This window comes from Bradyrhizobium sp. McL0616 (assembly GCF_049993385.1).
Lineage (GTDB): Bacteria > Pseudomonadota > Alphaproteobacteria > Rhizobiales > Xanthobacteraceae > Bradyrhizobium.
The window spans coordinates 462967-478520 of the sequence record NZ_CP188255.1; the positions used below are offsets into that span (position 1 = coordinate 462967).

Genomic DNA, 15554 nt, shown 5'->3' on the forward strand with positions numbered 1-15554 from the left:
GGGAAACTAACACATTCGCCGCAACCGTCCACGCGCGGCCGAATGTCGCCCTCGCCCACAATCCTGACGAGCGGACGTGCTTAATCGCAGGAATCGTGCGATTTAGGTCTCCTGCGACCAGCCGCTACCATTTGTCACAAATTCCGCAACACCGTGGCGGGCTTTTTGTTCAATGCCAGGAGCGTGCCGGCGAGCCCGAGCCCGACGGTGACGATCAGGGCGGCCGCAACGACGCCGGCCGCGCTGCCAGCCTGCCAGACGAAGCTCAGCGTCATCAGCCGTGTCACGATCATCCAGGCGGCGATGCTGCCGGCAAATACGCCGAACACCGCGGTGGCGAGCCCGATCAGGAGATATTCGAGCGCATAGGCGCCGAGCAGCCGCAGCCGCGTCGCGCCCAGCGTCTTCAGGATCACCGCATCATAGACCCGATGGCGATGGCCAGCGGCGAGCGCGCCGCCCAGCACCAGGATCGCCGAGATCAGGGTCACCGCGCTGGCGCCGCGGATCGCGAGGGCCAGATTGGTCACGACCGAGCCGACCGTCTCCATCACCTCGCGCACGCGCACGCTCGTCACCATCGGATAGGCGTCGGCGACCTGTTTGATGATTTTGCCGTCGCTGCTCGCATCGCCGCCGGCTTCCGTCAGCGTCGCGATATGGGTGTGAGGCGCGCCATTGAAGGCGTTCGGGGAGAACACCAGCACGAAATTGATGCCGAGCCCCTGCCAGTCGATGGTACGCAGATTGCCGATTTTCGCCGGGATGTCGCGGCCGAGCACGTTGACCACGATCTCGTCGCCTAGCTTGAGGCCAAGCCCGTCGGCGATCTTCTTCTCCATCGAGACCAGCGGCGGGCCGGAATAGTCGGCGCCCCACCATTGGCCCTCGACCACCTTGGAGCCTTTCGGCAGCTCGCTGGTGTAGGTCAGGCCGCGGTCGCTTTGCAGCACCCATTCGGAATCGGTGGTGGGCTTGAGGTCCTCGGCACGGACCCCGTGCGCGGCGACGATGCGCCCGCGCAGCATCGGCACGTCCTCGACCTTCGCGCCCGGCGCGATCTGGCGCAGATATTCGTCGAAGGGGGCGGCCTGCGTGCTCGGAATGTCGATGAAGTAGAACGAAGGCGCATGCTCGGGCAGGGCTGCCAGGAACTGCCGACGCAGATTGCCGTCGATCTGGGTGATGGTGACGAGCACGGCGAGCCCGAGCCCGAGCGACAGCACCACGGAGGGTGTCAGCGCGCCGGGCCGGTGGATATTGGCGATCGCAAGCCGCAGCATCGTCAGCCGCGTGCGCGGCAGGTGCCGCGCGATCGCCATCAGCAGCGCGGCGACGCCGCGGAGCAGGACGAACACGACCACGGACGAGAGCACGAACACCGCGGCAATGCGCTTGTCGAACGACAGCCCGATCACGACGGCAACCAGCAGGGCGACGACGACGCCCATGAAGGCGAGATAGCTCCAGCGCGGCCGGTGCCATTCGGCGGCGATGGTGTCGCGGAACAGCGCCGCGACCGGCACGTCGTGGACGCGCCCGAGCGGCCACAGGCCGAAGGCGAGCGCGGTCAAAAGGCCGTAGATGAAGGACAGCGCCAGCTCGTCGGCATGGACCGCCGGCACCACCGGCAGCGGCAAGAGCTTGCCGAACAGGCCGACGATGGCGAAAGGCATCGCGGCGCCGAGCGCAAGCCCGATCACCGAGCCGATCGCGGCGAGCAGGACGACTTGCGCCAGATAGATGCCGAACACGTCGCGCCCGGTGGCGCCGACGGCCTTGAGGGCCGCGATCACCTCGAGTCGGCGGTCGATATGGCTCTTCACGGCATTGGCGACGCCGACACCGCCGACCAAGAGCGCGGCGAGGCCGACCAGAGTCAGGAATTGCGTGAAACGGCTGATATTGCGTTCGAGCTGCGGCGAGGCGTTGGAGCGGCTCCGGACCTCCCAGCCGGCCTGCGGGGCGGCGTTGCGCGCGTCTGCGATAAAGGCGTCAGTGGCGCGGTCGCTGTTGGCGGCGTTCGGCAGCTTCACCCGGTAGACCCAGCGCGCCAGGCTGCCGGGCTGGATCAGGCCGGTGGCGCGCAAGGCCGCCTCGCTGATCAGGAAGCGCGGGCCGAAGCCGATGCCGCCGGCGAGCTTGTCGGGCTCGGCCTCGACGCTGCTGCGGATCTGGAAGGTCGCGGAGCCAATGGTGACGCGATCGCCGGTCTTGAGGGAGAGACGCGCAAGAAGGGTCGGATCGGCCGCGGCACCGAATGCGCCGTCGCGCTCCGCGAGCAGATCGGACAGCGGCATTGGCGGCGCCAGCGTCAATTGTCCGAGCATCGGATAGGTGTCGTCGACCGCCTTCATCTCGACCAGCGCGAGCTTGCCCTCGGCCGAGCGCGCCATGCCGCGCAGAGTGGCAGCGACGGAGACGGTGCCGCGCGAGCGCAGGAAGGCGACCTCCTCAGGCTTTGCCTCGCGCTGAAACAAGACGAAGGAGACGTCGCCGCCAAGCAGCGTGCGGCCCTCGCGTGCGAGGCCGTCGCTGAGGCTCGCCGAGACCGAGCCGACGCCGGCAATCGCCATCACTCCGAGCGCGATGCAGGCAATGAAGACGTAGAAGCCGCGCAGGCCTCCGCGCAATTCGCGCATCGCGTAGCGCAGCGACAGCGCGGCGCCATTGGGCCGCGCGAACGGTTCGGCCGCGGCGCTCATGCTTGCGTCGTCTGCGTGTCGATGCGGCCCGAGCGCAGGCGGATCACGCGATCGCAGCGCTGCGCGAGCGAGGAATCGTGCGTGACCAGCACCAAGGTCATGCCGCGCTCGGCATGTTTGTTGAACAGAAGGTCGACGATCTGCTTGCCCGTGGCTTCGTCGAGATTGCCGGTCGGCTCGTCGGCGACGAGGATGGCGGGATCGGGCGCCAGCGCGCGGGCGAGCGCCACGCGCTGCTGCTCACCGCCGGAGAGCTGCGTCGGATAATGATGCAGGCGATCGCCGAGCCCGACCGACTGCAGCTCCTGCGCCGCGCGCTTGCTGGCATCGGGATTGCCGGCAAGCTCGAGCGGCACCGCGACGTTCTCCAGCGCCGTCATGGTCGGGATCAAATGGAAGGACTGGAAGACGATGCCGACCTGGCGGCCGCGGAAGCGGGCCAGCGCGTCCTCGTCGAGGGCATTGAAAGGCGTGCCATCGACCACCACCTCTCCGCTATCAGGACGCTCCAGCCCCGCCATCACCATCAGCAGCGTGGATTTGCCCGAGCCTGACGGGCCGATCAGGCCGATCGTCTCCCCCGAGCCGACCCGCAGGCTGATATCCTTGAGGATGTGAACGCGTGCCGCCCCCGTACCCAATGAGAGATTGACGTTGGAGATGGCGATGGTGTCCGACGAGCTGTCGGCGAGCGAAGAGGATTCGATGCGACTGTCCATGGTCCGGTCATATGGCAACTCCGATAGCGCGGTCGAGAGGCGTTACGGATTCTTCATGCACATAGCCGTGTTGTTGCTCGCCCTGATGACAACTGCGATAACGCCGTCGGCACAAGCACAGTCGGCCGCCAAACCGGTCAAGCTCGTGGTCCTCGGCGATTCCTTAAGCGCTGGTCTGGGCCTTCCGGTCCAGGAGGCATTCCCCGCAAAGCTTCAAAAAGCCTTGAAAATCAAGGGGATAGACATCGATATGATCAATGCCGGGGTGTCCGGCGACACCTCGTCCGGCGGCCGCGACCGGCTCGATTGGTCGGTGGCGGCGGGAACCGAGGGCGTCATCGTCGAGCTCGGCGCCAACGACGCGCTGCGCGGCATCGACCCCGATCTGACGCGCGCCGCGCTGAGCGACATCGTGGCGAAGCTGAAGGCGCGCAAGATTCCGGTGATGCTCTGCGGCATGCTGGCGCCGCCAAATTACGGCGCCGATTATGCCGCGCGCTTCAATTCGATTTATCCGGATCTGGCGAAACAATTCGACGTGCCGCTCTATCCGTTCTTCCTCGACGGTGTCGCGGCCGACGCCAAGCTCAACCAGGCCGACGGCATTCATCCGACTGCGGCCGGCGTCGACATCATCGTCAACAACATGCTGCCTACGGTGGAGGCATTCTTGCGCACGATCGGCGAGCAACGGCGGTGAAAAGCAGGCAGCGCTAACCCTAATTCCCAGGGTTTTCCCGGTGTAGCGTCGGGCACTCTTCGCAGAGTCACACAACTGCGATAGGAATCAGGGTACCGGTGATTCGTCGCTGGCTCTAAAATTTGGACATGCTCCTTCCCAAGGTTCATGCCCAAGCATCGGGAGTGCGAAACGATGCCGCGTTTGTTCACTGGTCTGGAAATCCCGGCCGAAGTCGGCCAGACGCTTTCCAATTTGCGGGGCGGCCTTCCCGGCGCCCGCTGGATCGATCCCGAAAATTATCACGTCACCTTGCGTTTCATCGGCGATATCGACGGCATGTCCGCCAACGAGATCGCCTCGATGCTGTTTCGCGTCAATCGCAAACCGTTCGAGGTGAAGCTGCAGGGCCTCACGAGCTTCGGCGGCCGCAAGCCGCGCGCGGTGGTCGCCACCATTGCGCCGTGCAAGCCGCTGATCGAATTGCAAGCCGAGCTCGAACGGATGATGCAGCGGATCGGTCTTGATCCCGAGGGCCGCAAGTTCATCCCGCATGTCACGCTGGCCCGGCTGCATGACGCGTCCGACCGTGATGTCGCGGACTATCTCTCGCTGCGCGGCTACTTCCCGAGCAAGGCGTTCGTGGCCGAACGCTTCGTGCTGTTTTCGTCGCGCGCGTCCACCGGCGGCGGCCCGTATGTGGTCGAGGACGCCTACGAGCTGTGTCCGTGAGGTCTTCACCTCGCCCCGCGTGTGGGGCGAGGTAGGGAACGCATACCCCCCGCACCAATTCACGGCTTGCAATTTCCGTCCATCTCTGGCGGTAAGGAGCCATGCTCTCGACCCCCAGTTCTTCATTCCGCGAAGCGTATCAGGCCCAGATTGCGTCCGGCGCGATCGAGCCCGATGCTGCGCAGGCCGAGGTCGCCGAGGCCTATGCGGCGCTCGACCAGCGGCTCGCTAGCTACAAGCCGCCGCGCAAGCAGGGCCTGCTCAGCCGCCTGTTTAGCAGCAATGACAAGGACGAGGCGCCGCATGGGCTCTACGTCCATGGCGAGGTCGGCCGCGGCAAGACCATGCTGATGGATCTGTTCTTCCAGCACTCGACGGTCGAGCACAAGCGGCGCGCGCATTTCCACGAATTCATGGCCGATGTGCATGAGCGCATCTACGACTATCGCCAGAGCATCGCGCGCGGCGAGATCGCCGATGGCGACGTCATTACGCTGACCGCGCATGCGATCTTCGAGGAGAGCTGGCTGCTCTGCTTCGACGAATTCCACGTTACCGACATCGCGGACGCGATGATCCTCGGCCGCCTGTTCGCAAAACTGCTCGAGCTCGGCACCGTGGTGGTCGCGACCTCCAACGTCGCGCCGGACAATCTCTACAAGGGCGGCTTGAACCGTTCGCTGTTCCTGCCCTTCATCAAGCAGATCACCGACCACATGGACGTGCTGCGGCTGGACGCGCGTACCGACTTCCGGCTGGAAAAGCTTCAGGGCGTGCCGATGTGGCTGACGCCGGCAGATGGCGACGCGAACGCCGCGCTCGACCGCGCCTGGTCGAAGATGACCGGCGGCGCCAGATGCAAGTCGCGCGATATTTCGATCAAGGGCCGCATCCTGCACGTGCCGTGCTCGGCCCATGGCGTGGCGCGGTTTCCGTTCGCCGATCTCTGCGAGAAGCCGCTCGGTGCATCCGACTACCTCAGGCTCGCGCACGACTATCACACCATCCTGGTCGACCATATTCCAGTGATGGATATCTCCCAGCGCAACGCCGCCAAGCGTTTCATCACGCTGATCGATACGCTCTATGACAATGCCGTGAAGCTGATGGCCTCGGCCGATGCCAACCCGATCTCGCTCTACCTCGCGCACGAAGGCAACGAGGCCAACGAGTTCAAGCGGACCTCGTCGCGCCTGATCGAAATGAGCTCGGAATCCTATCTGGCGCTACCTCACGGCCGCAAGGATTCCACCGCCAGCGGCTCGACCAAGGGCCTGGTGGAGACTTAAGTCCTATTTGCCAGCGCTGTCATTCCGGGGCGTCGCGAAGCGACGAGCCCGGAATCCATTCATCGGCGCGCTCTGCCGCCCGATGGATTCCAGGCTCGCGACGGAGCCTGTCATCGGGCCGCGTTTTACGCGGACCCGTTGGTCGCGCTCCGGAATGACGGGGCCGCGTGCCCGAGGCATCAGCAAGCCCGACAATTGGGCATCCACCGACTTGAACGGCGGAAGCGAAAGGGATAACCACCCAGTCAGTTTTCCCCTCCTTCGGATGTCTAAAGGACAGGTTCACATGGCGCGCGACAAGATTGCTTTGATTGGCTCCGGCCAGATCGGCGGAACGCTGGCTCACCTCATCGGCCTGAAAGAACTGGGCGACGTCGTGATGTTCGACATCGCCGAGGGCGTGCCGCAGGGCAAGGCGCTCGACATCGCGCAGTCCTCGCCGGTCGACGGTTTTGACGCGCACTACACCGGCGCGAACTCCTACGAGGCGCTCGACAACGCCAAGGTCTGCATCGTCACCGCCGGCGTGCCGCGCAAGCCCGGCATGAGCCGCGACGATCTCCTCTCCATCAACCTCAAGGTCATGGAGCAGGTCGGTGCGGGCATCAAGAAATACGCCCCCGACGCCTTCGTCATCTGCATCACCAACCCGCTCGACGCGATGGTTTGGGCGCTGCAGAAGGCCTCGGGCCTGCCGCACAAGAAGGTCGTCGGCATGGCCGGCGTGCTGGATTCCTCGCGCTTCCGCTACTTCCTGGCCGACGAGTTCAACGTCTCCGTCGAAGACGTCACCGCCTTCGTGCTCGGCGGCCATGGCGACACCATGGTGCCGCTGGTGAAGTACTCCACCGTCGCCGGCATTCCGCTGCCCGACCTCGTCAAGATGGGCTGGACCTCGCAGGCGCGCCTCGACGAGATCGTCGACCGCACTCGCAACGGCGGCGCCGAGATCGTCAATCTGCTCAAGACCGGCTCGGCCTTCTACGCGCCGGCGGCCTCCGCGATCGCGATGGCCGAGAGCTATCTGCGCGACAAGAAGCGCGTGCTGGCCAGCGCCGCCTACCTCAACGGCGAATACGGCGTGAAGGACATGTATGTCGGCGTGCCCGTCGTGATCGGCTCCAAGGGCGTCGAGCGCGTGGTCGAGATCGAGCTCACCGGCAAGGACCGCGAGGCCTTCGACAAGTCGGTCGGCGCGGTGCAGGGTCTGGTTGACGCCTGCAAGAAGATCGCACCCGATCTTCTCGGCCGCTAAGCGCAATAATCCCGCCGAAGATCGAAAACCGGTCTTCGGCGGTTTCACTTCCGGGCCCCGCGTCGGGCGGGTTCCGGGTCGGCAGTCCAGAGATCTTGATGTCAACGAATCCGGGTTGCAGTTCCTGTGGTATATGGTATGCCAGCCACAAGACTGAGGTGGGCCTGAGAGGTCACCGCCCGCGGGTTCAGGGAGCGACCATATGAATATCCATGAATATCAGGCCAAAGCGCTGCTGAACGAGTTCGGCGTGGCGATCTCCAAGGGCGTTGCTGTCCTGAAGGCGGCCGACGCGGACGCAGCGGCCAAGGCGCTTCCCGGCCCGGTCTGGGTGGTGAAGAGCCAGATCCACGCCGGCGGCCGCGGCAAGGGCAAGTTCAAGGAGGCCTCGGCCGGCGACAAGGGCGGCGTCCGCATCGCCAAGTCGGCCGCTGAGGTCACCGAATTCGCCAAGCAGATGCTCGGCGCTACCCTCGTGACGATCCAGACCGGCCCCGCCGGCAAGCAGGTCAACCGCCTCTACATCGAGGACGGCTCCGATATCGACAAGGAGTTCTATCTCTCGATCCTGGTCGACCGCGAAACCTCGCGTGTCTCCTTCGTGGTGTCGACCGAGGGCGGCGTCAACATCGAGGACGTCGCGCACAACAGCCCTGAGAAAATCGTCACCTTCTCTGTCGATCCCGCGACCGGCATCATGGGCCACCACGGCCGCACCGTTGCGAACGCGCTGAAGCTCTCCGGCGACCTTGCCAAGCAGGCCGAGAAGCTCACCGCGCAGCTCTATGCGGCGTTCGTCGCCAAGGACATGTCGATGCTGGAGATCAACCCGCTGGTGGTGACCAAGCAGGGCCAGCTCCGCGTGCTCGACGCCAAGGTGTCGTTCGACGACAATTCGCTGTTCCGTCATCCCGAGGTGCTCGCGCTGCGCGACGAGACCGAGGAAGACGCCAAGGAAATCGAGGCGTCGAAATACGACCTCAACTACGTCACGCTCGACGGCAATATCGGCTGCATGGTCAACGGCGCCGGTCTCGCCATGGCGACGATGGACATCATCAAGCTCTACGGCATGGCGCCGGCGAACTTCCTCGACGTCGGCGGCAGCGCCAGCAAGGAGAAGGTTGCGGCCGCCTTCAAGATCATCACCGCGGACCCCAACGTGAAGGGCATCCTGGTCAACATCTTCGGTGGTATCATGAAGTGCGACGTGATCGCCGAGGGTGTCACGGCCGCCGTGCGCGAGGTTGGCCTCAGCGTGCCGCTGGTGGTCCGTCTCGAAGGCACCAATGTCGAACTGGGCAAGAAGATCATCCGTGAATCCGGCCTGAACGTGGTGCCGGCCGACAATCTCGACGACGCCGCGCAGAAGATCGTGAAGGCCGTCAAGGGAGGCTAAGGCCATGACCCAAGACCATCTCGCCGCATCATCCCCGCTGCCGGAGCACGCGCGCCTTGCCGCGTTCGCCGGCGAATGGAATGGCGAAGAGGTGGTCTTCCCGTCGCGCTGGACCGCGGGCGGGCCCGCGACCTCGCACACCGTGGCGCGTATGGATCTCAACGGCTTCTATCTGATCCAGGACTCGGTGCAGATGCGTGACGGCAAGCAGATCTTCGCCACCCACGGCATCTTCACCTACGACCGCGACGACCGGACCTACAAATTGTTCTGGTACGATTCGCTCGGCTACACGCCGCCCTCGCCCGCCTCCGGCGGCTGGGTCGGCAAGACCCTGACGCTGGTGCGCGGCTCGCTCCGCGGCAATGCGCGCCACGTCTACGAAATCATCGACGACAATTCCTACGCGTTGAAGATCCAGTTCTCGCCGGACGCGGAAGGCTGGGCTGACGTTCTCACCGGCGTCTACCGCCGCATCCACTGACCTCTCACTCTGTTAGTTTCGCGAAAGCAGTCCTCATGTCCATCCTGATCGACAAGAACACCAAGGTCATCTGCCAGGGCTTTACCGGCAAGAACGGCACCTTCCACTCCGAGGCCGCGATCGCCTACGGCACCAAGATGGTTGGCGGCACCTCGCCCGGCAAAGGCGGCGCGACGCATCTGAACCTGCCGGTGTTCGACACCGTGCGCGAGGCGCGTGAGAAGACCGGCGCGGATGCCTCCGTGATCTACGTGCCACCGCCGGGTGCTGCGGATGCGATCTGCGAAGCCATCGACGCCGAGATCCCGCTGATCGTCTGCATCACCGAAGGCATTCCGGTGATCGACATGGTGCGCGTGAAGCGTTCGCTCGCCGGCTCCAAGTCGCGCCTGATCGGGCCGAACTGCCCGGGCGTCATGACCGCCGGCGAGTGCAAGATCGGCATCATGCCGGCCAACATCTTCAAGACCGGCAGCGTCGGCATCGTCTCCCGCTCGGGCACCCTGACCTATGAGGCGGTGTTCCAGACCTCCCAGGAAGGCCTCGGCCAGACCACCGCGGTCGGCATCGGCGGCGACCCGGTCAAGGGAACCGAGTTCATCGACGTGCTGGAAATGCTGCTCGCCGACCCCAAGACCGAGTCGATCATCATGATCGGCGAGATCGGCGGTTCCGCCGAGGAGGATGCCGCCCAGTTCCTCAAGGACGAGGCCAAGCGCGGCCGCACCAAGCCGATGGTCGGTTTCATCGCCGGCGTGACCGCACCTCCCGGCCGCCGCATGGGCCATGCCGGTGCGATCATCTCGGGCGGCAAGGGCGACGCCGGTTCCAAGACCGACGCGATGAAATCGGCAGGGATTACAGTGTCCCCGTCTCCCGCCCGCCTCGGGCATACGCTTGCCGAAAAATTGAAGGGCTAATTCAGTTCTTCGTGATTTTCCGGGCGAAGTTTCGCAGCAAATAGGGTAAATGGTGCCTGTCGCGCTGAGCCTCTGCCGGGGGAGCTCAGCGCCAGCGCCGTTTGTTATGCGCGAACCGAAATCGCCAGGAACTCAAGTATGTCTCGCCAGGACGCGAACGCAGCCTTTGCCCTCTCTTCCTTTTTGCAGGGCACCAACGCCACCTACATCGACGAAATCTACGCCCGCTACGAGAAGGACCCGTCCTCGGTCGACGCCGAGTGGCAGGAGTTCTTCAAGAGCCTCAATGACCAGCCCGGCGACATCGGCAAGAACGCCAAAGGCCCGTCCTGGGAGCGCGCCAACTGGCCGCTGACCCCACAGGACGATTTGACCTCCGCCCTCGACGGCAATTGGGCTGAAGTCGAGAAGGCGGTCGGCGCCAAGATTGCCGCCAAGGCGCAGGCCAAGGGCGGCGACAAGGGGGCCGATTTCTCCTCCGCCGACCTGCTCCAGGCTACGCGCGACTCCGTCCGCGCCCTGATGCTGATCCGCTCCTACCGCATGCGCGGCCATTTCCACGCCAAGCTCGATCCGCTCGGCATCGAGGCCCCGCGCAACCGCGAAGAGCTCGACCCCCGCACCTATGGTTTCAGCGAAGCCGATTTCGACCGCAAGATCTTCCTCGATCACGTGCTCGGCCTCGAATACGCCAGCTTGCGCGAAATCACCGCGCTCTGCGAGCGCACCTACTGCCAGACGCTCGGCGTCGAGTTCATGCATATCAGCAACGCTGCGCAGAAGGCCTGGATCCAGGAGCGCATCGAAGGGCTGGACAAGGAGATCTCGTTCACCCGCGAAGGTCGCCGCGCCATCCTGATGAAGCTGGTCGAAGCCGAAGGCTTCGAGAAATTCTGCGACACCAAATTCACCGGCACCAAGCGCTTCGGTCTCGACGGCGCTGAATCGCTGATCCCGGCGCTCGAGCAGATCATCAAGCGCGGCGGCAATCTCGGCGTGAAGGAAGTCGTGGTCGGCATGCCGCATCGCGGCCGCCTCAACGTGCTGACACAGGTGATGGGCAAGGCCCATCGCGCCCTGTTCCACGAATTCAAGGGCGGCTCAGCCAATCCCGACGCGGTCGAAGGCTCCGGCGACGTCAAGTATCATCTCGGCGCGTCTTCGGACCGCGAGTTCGACGGCAACCGCATCCATCTGTCGCTCACCGCAAATCCCTCGCATCTCGAGATCGTCGATCCCGTGGTGCTCGGCAAGGTCCGCGCCAAGCAGGACCAGCACGGCGATCCGCCGGACCAGCGCATTTCGGTGATGCCGCTTCTGATGCATGGCGACGCGGCATTTGCCGGCCAGGGTGTTGTCGCGGAATGCTTCGGCCTGTCGGACCTGAAGGGCTACCGAACCGGCGGCTCCGTGCACTTCATCGTCAACAACCAGATCGGCTTCACCACCTATCCGCGTTACTCGCGCTCCTCGCCGTATCCGTCGGACGTGGCGAAGATGATCGACGCGCCGATCTTCCACGTGAACGGCGACGATCCGGAGGCCGTCGTATTCGCGGCCAAGGTCGCGACCGAATTCCGGCAGAAATTCCACAAGCCCGTCGTCATCGACATGTTCTGCTACCGCAGGCATGGCCATAACGAGGGCGACGAGCCGGCTTTCACCCAGCCGGTGATGTACAAGAAGATCGCGGCTCATCCGACGACGCTGGAGCTCTACGCCCGCCGCCTGATCAGCGAAGGCGTGATGACCGTGGGCGAGGTCGACAAGGCCAAGGCCGACTGGCGTGCGCGGCTCGATGCCGAGTTCGAGGCCGGCACCTCCTACAAGCCGAACAAGGCCGACTGGCTCGACGGCAAATGGGCCGGCTTCAAGATCGCTGACCAGGAAGAGGATGCGCGGCGCGGCGTCACCGGCGTCGACATCGCCGCGCTGAAGGACATCGGCCGCAAGATCACCAAGGTGCCGGACGGTTTCCGCGTTCATCGCACCATCCAGCGTTTCCTCGAGAACCGCTCGAAGGCGATCGACACCGGCGCCGGCATCGACTGGGCGACCGGCGAGGCGCTGGCGTTCTGCACGCTGCTCAACGAGAACCGCCATGTCCGCCTGTCGGGCCAGGATTCCGAGCGCGGCACCTTCTCGCAGCGTCACTCGGTCCTGATCGACCAGGAGGACGAGAGCCGTTACACGCCGTACAACCATCTCGGCAACGAGCAGGGCCATTACGAGGTCATCAACTCGCTGCTGTCGGAAGAAGCCGTGCTCGGCTTCGAATACGGCTATTCGCTTGCGGAGCCGAACACGCTGACGCTGTGGGAAGCCCAGTTTGGCGACTTCGCCAACGGCGCGCAGGTCGTGTTCGACCAGTTCATCTCCTCGGGTGAGCGCAAATGGCTGCGCATGTCCGGCCTCGTCTGCCTGTTGCCGCACGGCTATGAGGGGCAGGGACCGGAGCACTCCTCGGCGCGTCTCGAGCGTTATCTGCAGATGTGCGCGGAAGACAACATGCAGGTGGTCTATCCGACCACGCCGGCGAACTACTTCCACGTGCTGCGCCGCCAGCTGCATCGCGAGATCCGCAAGCCGCTGATCGTGATGACGCCGAAGTCACTGCTGCGCCACAAGCGCGCTGTGTCGCGTCTGGAGGAGCTCGCGAAGGGAACGACGTTCCACCGCATCCTCTATGATGACGCCCAGATGCAGCCGACCGAGGCGACCAAGCTCGTTCCGGACGACAAGATCCGCCGCATCGTGCTGTGCTCCGGCAAGGTTTATTACGACCTCTTTGAGGAGCGCGAGAAGCGCGGTATCGACGACATCTACCTGATGCGCGTCGAGCAGCTCTATCCGGTGCCGCTGAAGGCGCTGGTGGCCGAGCTGTCGCGCTTCAAGAAGGCCGAGGTGATCTGGTGCCAGGAAGAGCCGCGCAACATGGGTGCGTGGCACTTCATCGAGCCGTATCTGGAATGGGTGCTGAACCAGGTGAACGGTGCGAGCCGGCGTCCGCGTTATGTCGGCCGCGCCGCTTCCGCCGCGACCGCCACTGGTCTGATGTCCAAGCATCAGGCGCAGCTGAAGGCGTTCCTGGACGAAGCATTGAGCTGAACTTTTTCGAACTGCGTCATGCCCCGCCCAAAAAGCGGGACATCCAGTAAGTCGTGACGTCCTCGTGAATGCGAACGTCCCGGCTTGCTGGATGGCCTGCTTTTCCTCGGCCGTGACACCCGGAATTCATGACCGCATTGGCGATCTCCTTAAGGAAAAGACCATGACTGAAATTCGTGTGCCGACGCTCGGCGAATCCGTCACCGAGGCCACCATCGGCCGCTGGTTCAAGAAGGCGGGCGACGCCGTCGCCGTCGACGAGCCCTTGGTGGAGCTCGAGACCGACAAGGTCACCATCGAGGTCCCGGCGCCGTCCGCTGGCACGCTGAGCGAGATCGTCGCCGCCGATGGCACGACCGTTGCGGTCGGCGCGCTGCTCGGCCAGATCACGGAAGGCGCCGCTGGCGCTGCCAAGCCGGCTGCTGCTCCCGCGAAGCCCGCTGCCGCTGCTCCGGCCACTGCGGTTGCTGCTCCCGCGCCGGCGCCTAGCGCGCCGAAGGCGCCGCCGGCCGACGCCCCGCTCGCCCCCTCCGTGCGAAAACTTTCCGCCGAGACTGGTATCGACGCTTCCACCGTTCCGGGCTCCGGCAAGGACGGCCGCGTCACCAAGGGCGACATGCTCGCCGCGATCGAGCGTGCGGCCTCCGCGCCGACCCCGGTCAACCAGCCCGCTGCCGCCGTCCAGGTTCGTGCACCGTCGCCGGCCGATGACGCCGCCCGCGAAGAGCGCGTCAAGATGACCCGGCTGCGCCAGACCATCGCGCGCCGCCTCAAGGACGTGCAGAACACTGCGGCCATGCTCACGACCTTCAACGAGGTCGACATGACCAACGTCATGGCGCTGCGCGCCCACTACAAGGATGCATTCGAGAAGAAGCACGGCTCGAAGCTCGGCTTCATGGGCTTCTTCACCAAGGCCGTCGTGCAGGCGCTGAAGGATATTCCGGCCGTCAACGCCGAGATCGACGGTACCGACCTCATCTACAAGAACTACTATCACATCGGCGTCGCCGTCGGCACCGACAAGGGCCTCGTCGTGCCGGTGGTGCGCGACTGCGACAACAAGTCGATCGCCGACATCGAGAAGGGTATCGCCGATTTCGGCCGCCGCGCCCGCGATGGTCAGCTCAAGATCGACGAGATGCAGGGTGGCACCTTCACCATCACCAATGGCGGCATCTACGGCTCGCTGATGTCGACCCCGATCCTGAACGCGCCGCAGTCCGCCATTTTGGGCATGCACAAGATCCAGGAACGTCCGATGGCGATCGGCGGCAAGGTCGAGGTTCGTCCGATGATGTATCTGGCGCTGTCCTACGATCACCGCGTCATCGACGGCAAGGAAGCCGTGACCTTCCTGGTTCGCGTCAAGGAGAGCCTGGAAGATCCGGCGCGCCTGGTGCTCGATCTCTGATCGCTGATGCTCTGCAAGCGCCGTCGCCCTTTGGTGCGACGGCGTGTGTCGAATCTTGGAGGCGCGCGTGACGGATAAAGTCGTTGTCATCACCGGCGGCAGCCGCGGCATCGGTCGCGCGACTGCGCTTGCCGCGGCCGCGCGCGGCTTCCGCGTCGTCGTCGGCTATGCCAGCAACAAGAAGGCCGCCGACGAGGTGGTCAGCCTGATCGAGGCCAGCAACGGCAAGGCCATCGCGGTGAAGTGCGATGTCGCCGAGGAAAGCGATATCCTCGCGCTGTTCAAGGAAGCGGACAAGTTCGGCACGCTCGGGGCGCTCGTCAACAATGGCGGCATCGTCGGCAAGAGCGGCGTGCGCGTCGACGAGATGTCGGCCGAGCGCATCCAGCGCGTGATGGCGGTCAACGTCACCGGCTCCATCCTCTGCGCGCGCGAGGCCGTGAAGCGGATGTCGACCAAGCACGGCGGCAAGGGCGGCGTCATCGTCAATCTGTCATCGGTTGCTGCCAGGCTCGGCGCGCCCAATACCTATGTCGATTATGCGGCGTCCAAGGGCGCGATCGATTCCTTCACCATCGGCCTGGGTTATGAGGTCGCCGGCGAAGGCATTCGCGTCGCGGGCATCCGTCCCGGCCTGATCGACACCGAAATCCACGCCGCTGGCGGCGAGCCCGATCGGCATCATCGTCTGGCCCATCTGGTGCCGATGAAGCGCGTCGGCGCCGCCGAGGAAATCGCCAAAGCCATCGTCTGGCTGATGTCGGACGATGCTTCCTACGTCACCTCAGCCATTCTCGATGTGTCCGGCGGACGCTGACACGTCTTTTCACGCTAAACCTACGGGACTTTC

The 15554-nt window shown here is 64.7% G+C and carries 12 protein-coding genes; 10 read left to right on the top strand and 2 right to left on the bottom strand.

Annotated elements, in window-relative coordinates; translation table 11 throughout:
• Positions 1-134: 134 nt before the first annotated feature.
• A complete protein-coding gene (locus tag ACPPVR_RS02200; protein WP_426612661.1) occupies positions 135-2705 on the bottom strand; it encodes an ABC transporter permease in 2571 nt (856 codons plus the stop codon).
• Complete coding sequence (locus ACPPVR_RS02205; RefSeq protein ID WP_426612662.1) at positions 2702-3424, bottom strand: ABC transporter ATP-binding protein; 723 nt, start codon at positions 3422-3424, stop codon at positions 2702-2704. Before ACPPVR_RS02205 ends, ACPPVR_RS02200 begins: the two co-directional genes overlap by 4 nt.
• A gap of 55 nt (positions 3425-3479) precedes the next feature.
• On the opposite strand from ACPPVR_RS02205, the gene ACPPVR_RS02210 reads away from it, so the two are divergent.
• From ACPPVR_RS02210 to ACPPVR_RS02255, 10 genes are all read left to right on the top strand, one after another.
• Positions 3480-4124 (top strand): arylesterase, encoded by a 645-nt coding sequence (locus ACPPVR_RS02210; protein ID WP_426612663.1) that lies wholly within the window; start codon positions 3480-3482, stop codon positions 4122-4124.
• 174 nt (positions 4125-4298) lie between these two features.
• Positions 4299-4835: an RNA 2',3'-cyclic phosphodiesterase gene (gene thpR / locus ACPPVR_RS02215; RefSeq protein ID WP_426612664.1), complete on the top strand. Its 537-nt coding sequence runs from the start codon at positions 4299-4301 to the stop codon at positions 4833-4835.
• A gap of 101 nt (positions 4836-4936) precedes the next feature.
• Positions 4937-6124, top strand: coding sequence for a cell division protein ZapE (zapE, locus tag ACPPVR_RS02220; protein WP_426612665.1), 1188 nt, complete (start codon positions 4937-4939; stop codon positions 6122-6124).
• Between the two features lie 286 nt (positions 6125-6410).
• On the top strand, positions 6411-7379 hold the full coding sequence (mdh, locus tag ACPPVR_RS02225; RefSeq protein ID WP_045012755.1) for a malate dehydrogenase: 969 nt from the start codon (positions 6411-6413) through the stop codon (positions 7377-7379).
• Positions 7380-7581: 202 nt separating this feature from the next.
• Entirely contained in the window at positions 7582-8778 is a 1197-nt protein-coding gene (gene sucC, locus ACPPVR_RS02230) for an ADP-forming succinate--CoA ligase subunit beta (RefSeq protein ID WP_426612666.1), read from the top strand.
• A gap of 4 nt (positions 8779-8782) precedes the next feature.
• Positions 8783-9262, top strand: coding sequence for a DUF1579 family protein (locus ACPPVR_RS02235; RefSeq protein WP_426612667.1), 480 nt, complete (start codon positions 8783-8785; stop codon positions 9260-9262).
• A 35-nt stretch (positions 9263-9297) separates the two neighbouring features.
• Positions 9298-10182 (top strand): succinate--CoA ligase subunit alpha, encoded by an 885-nt coding sequence (gene sucD, locus ACPPVR_RS02240; protein ID WP_426612668.1) that lies wholly within the window; start codon positions 9298-9300, stop codon positions 10180-10182.
• A gap of 138 nt (positions 10183-10320) precedes the next feature.
• Positions 10321-13290, top strand: a complete 2970-nt coding sequence (locus ACPPVR_RS02245) for a 2-oxoglutarate dehydrogenase E1 component (protein WP_426612669.1) — start codon at positions 10321-10323, stop codon at positions 13288-13290.
• A 163-nt stretch (positions 13291-13453) separates the two neighbouring features.
• Positions 13454-14704: a 2-oxoglutarate dehydrogenase complex dihydrolipoyllysine-residue succinyltransferase gene (odhB, locus tag ACPPVR_RS02250; RefSeq protein ID WP_426612670.1), complete on the top strand. Its 1251-nt coding sequence runs from the start codon at positions 13454-13456 to the stop codon at positions 14702-14704.
• Between the two features lie 67 nt (positions 14705-14771).
• The gene (locus ACPPVR_RS02255; RefSeq protein ID WP_426612671.1) at positions 14772-15521 is read left to right on the top strand and encodes an SDR family oxidoreductase; all 750 of its coding nucleotides are present in this window, start codon (positions 14772-14774) and stop codon (positions 15519-15521) included.
• Positions 15522-15554 lie beyond the last annotated feature (33 nt).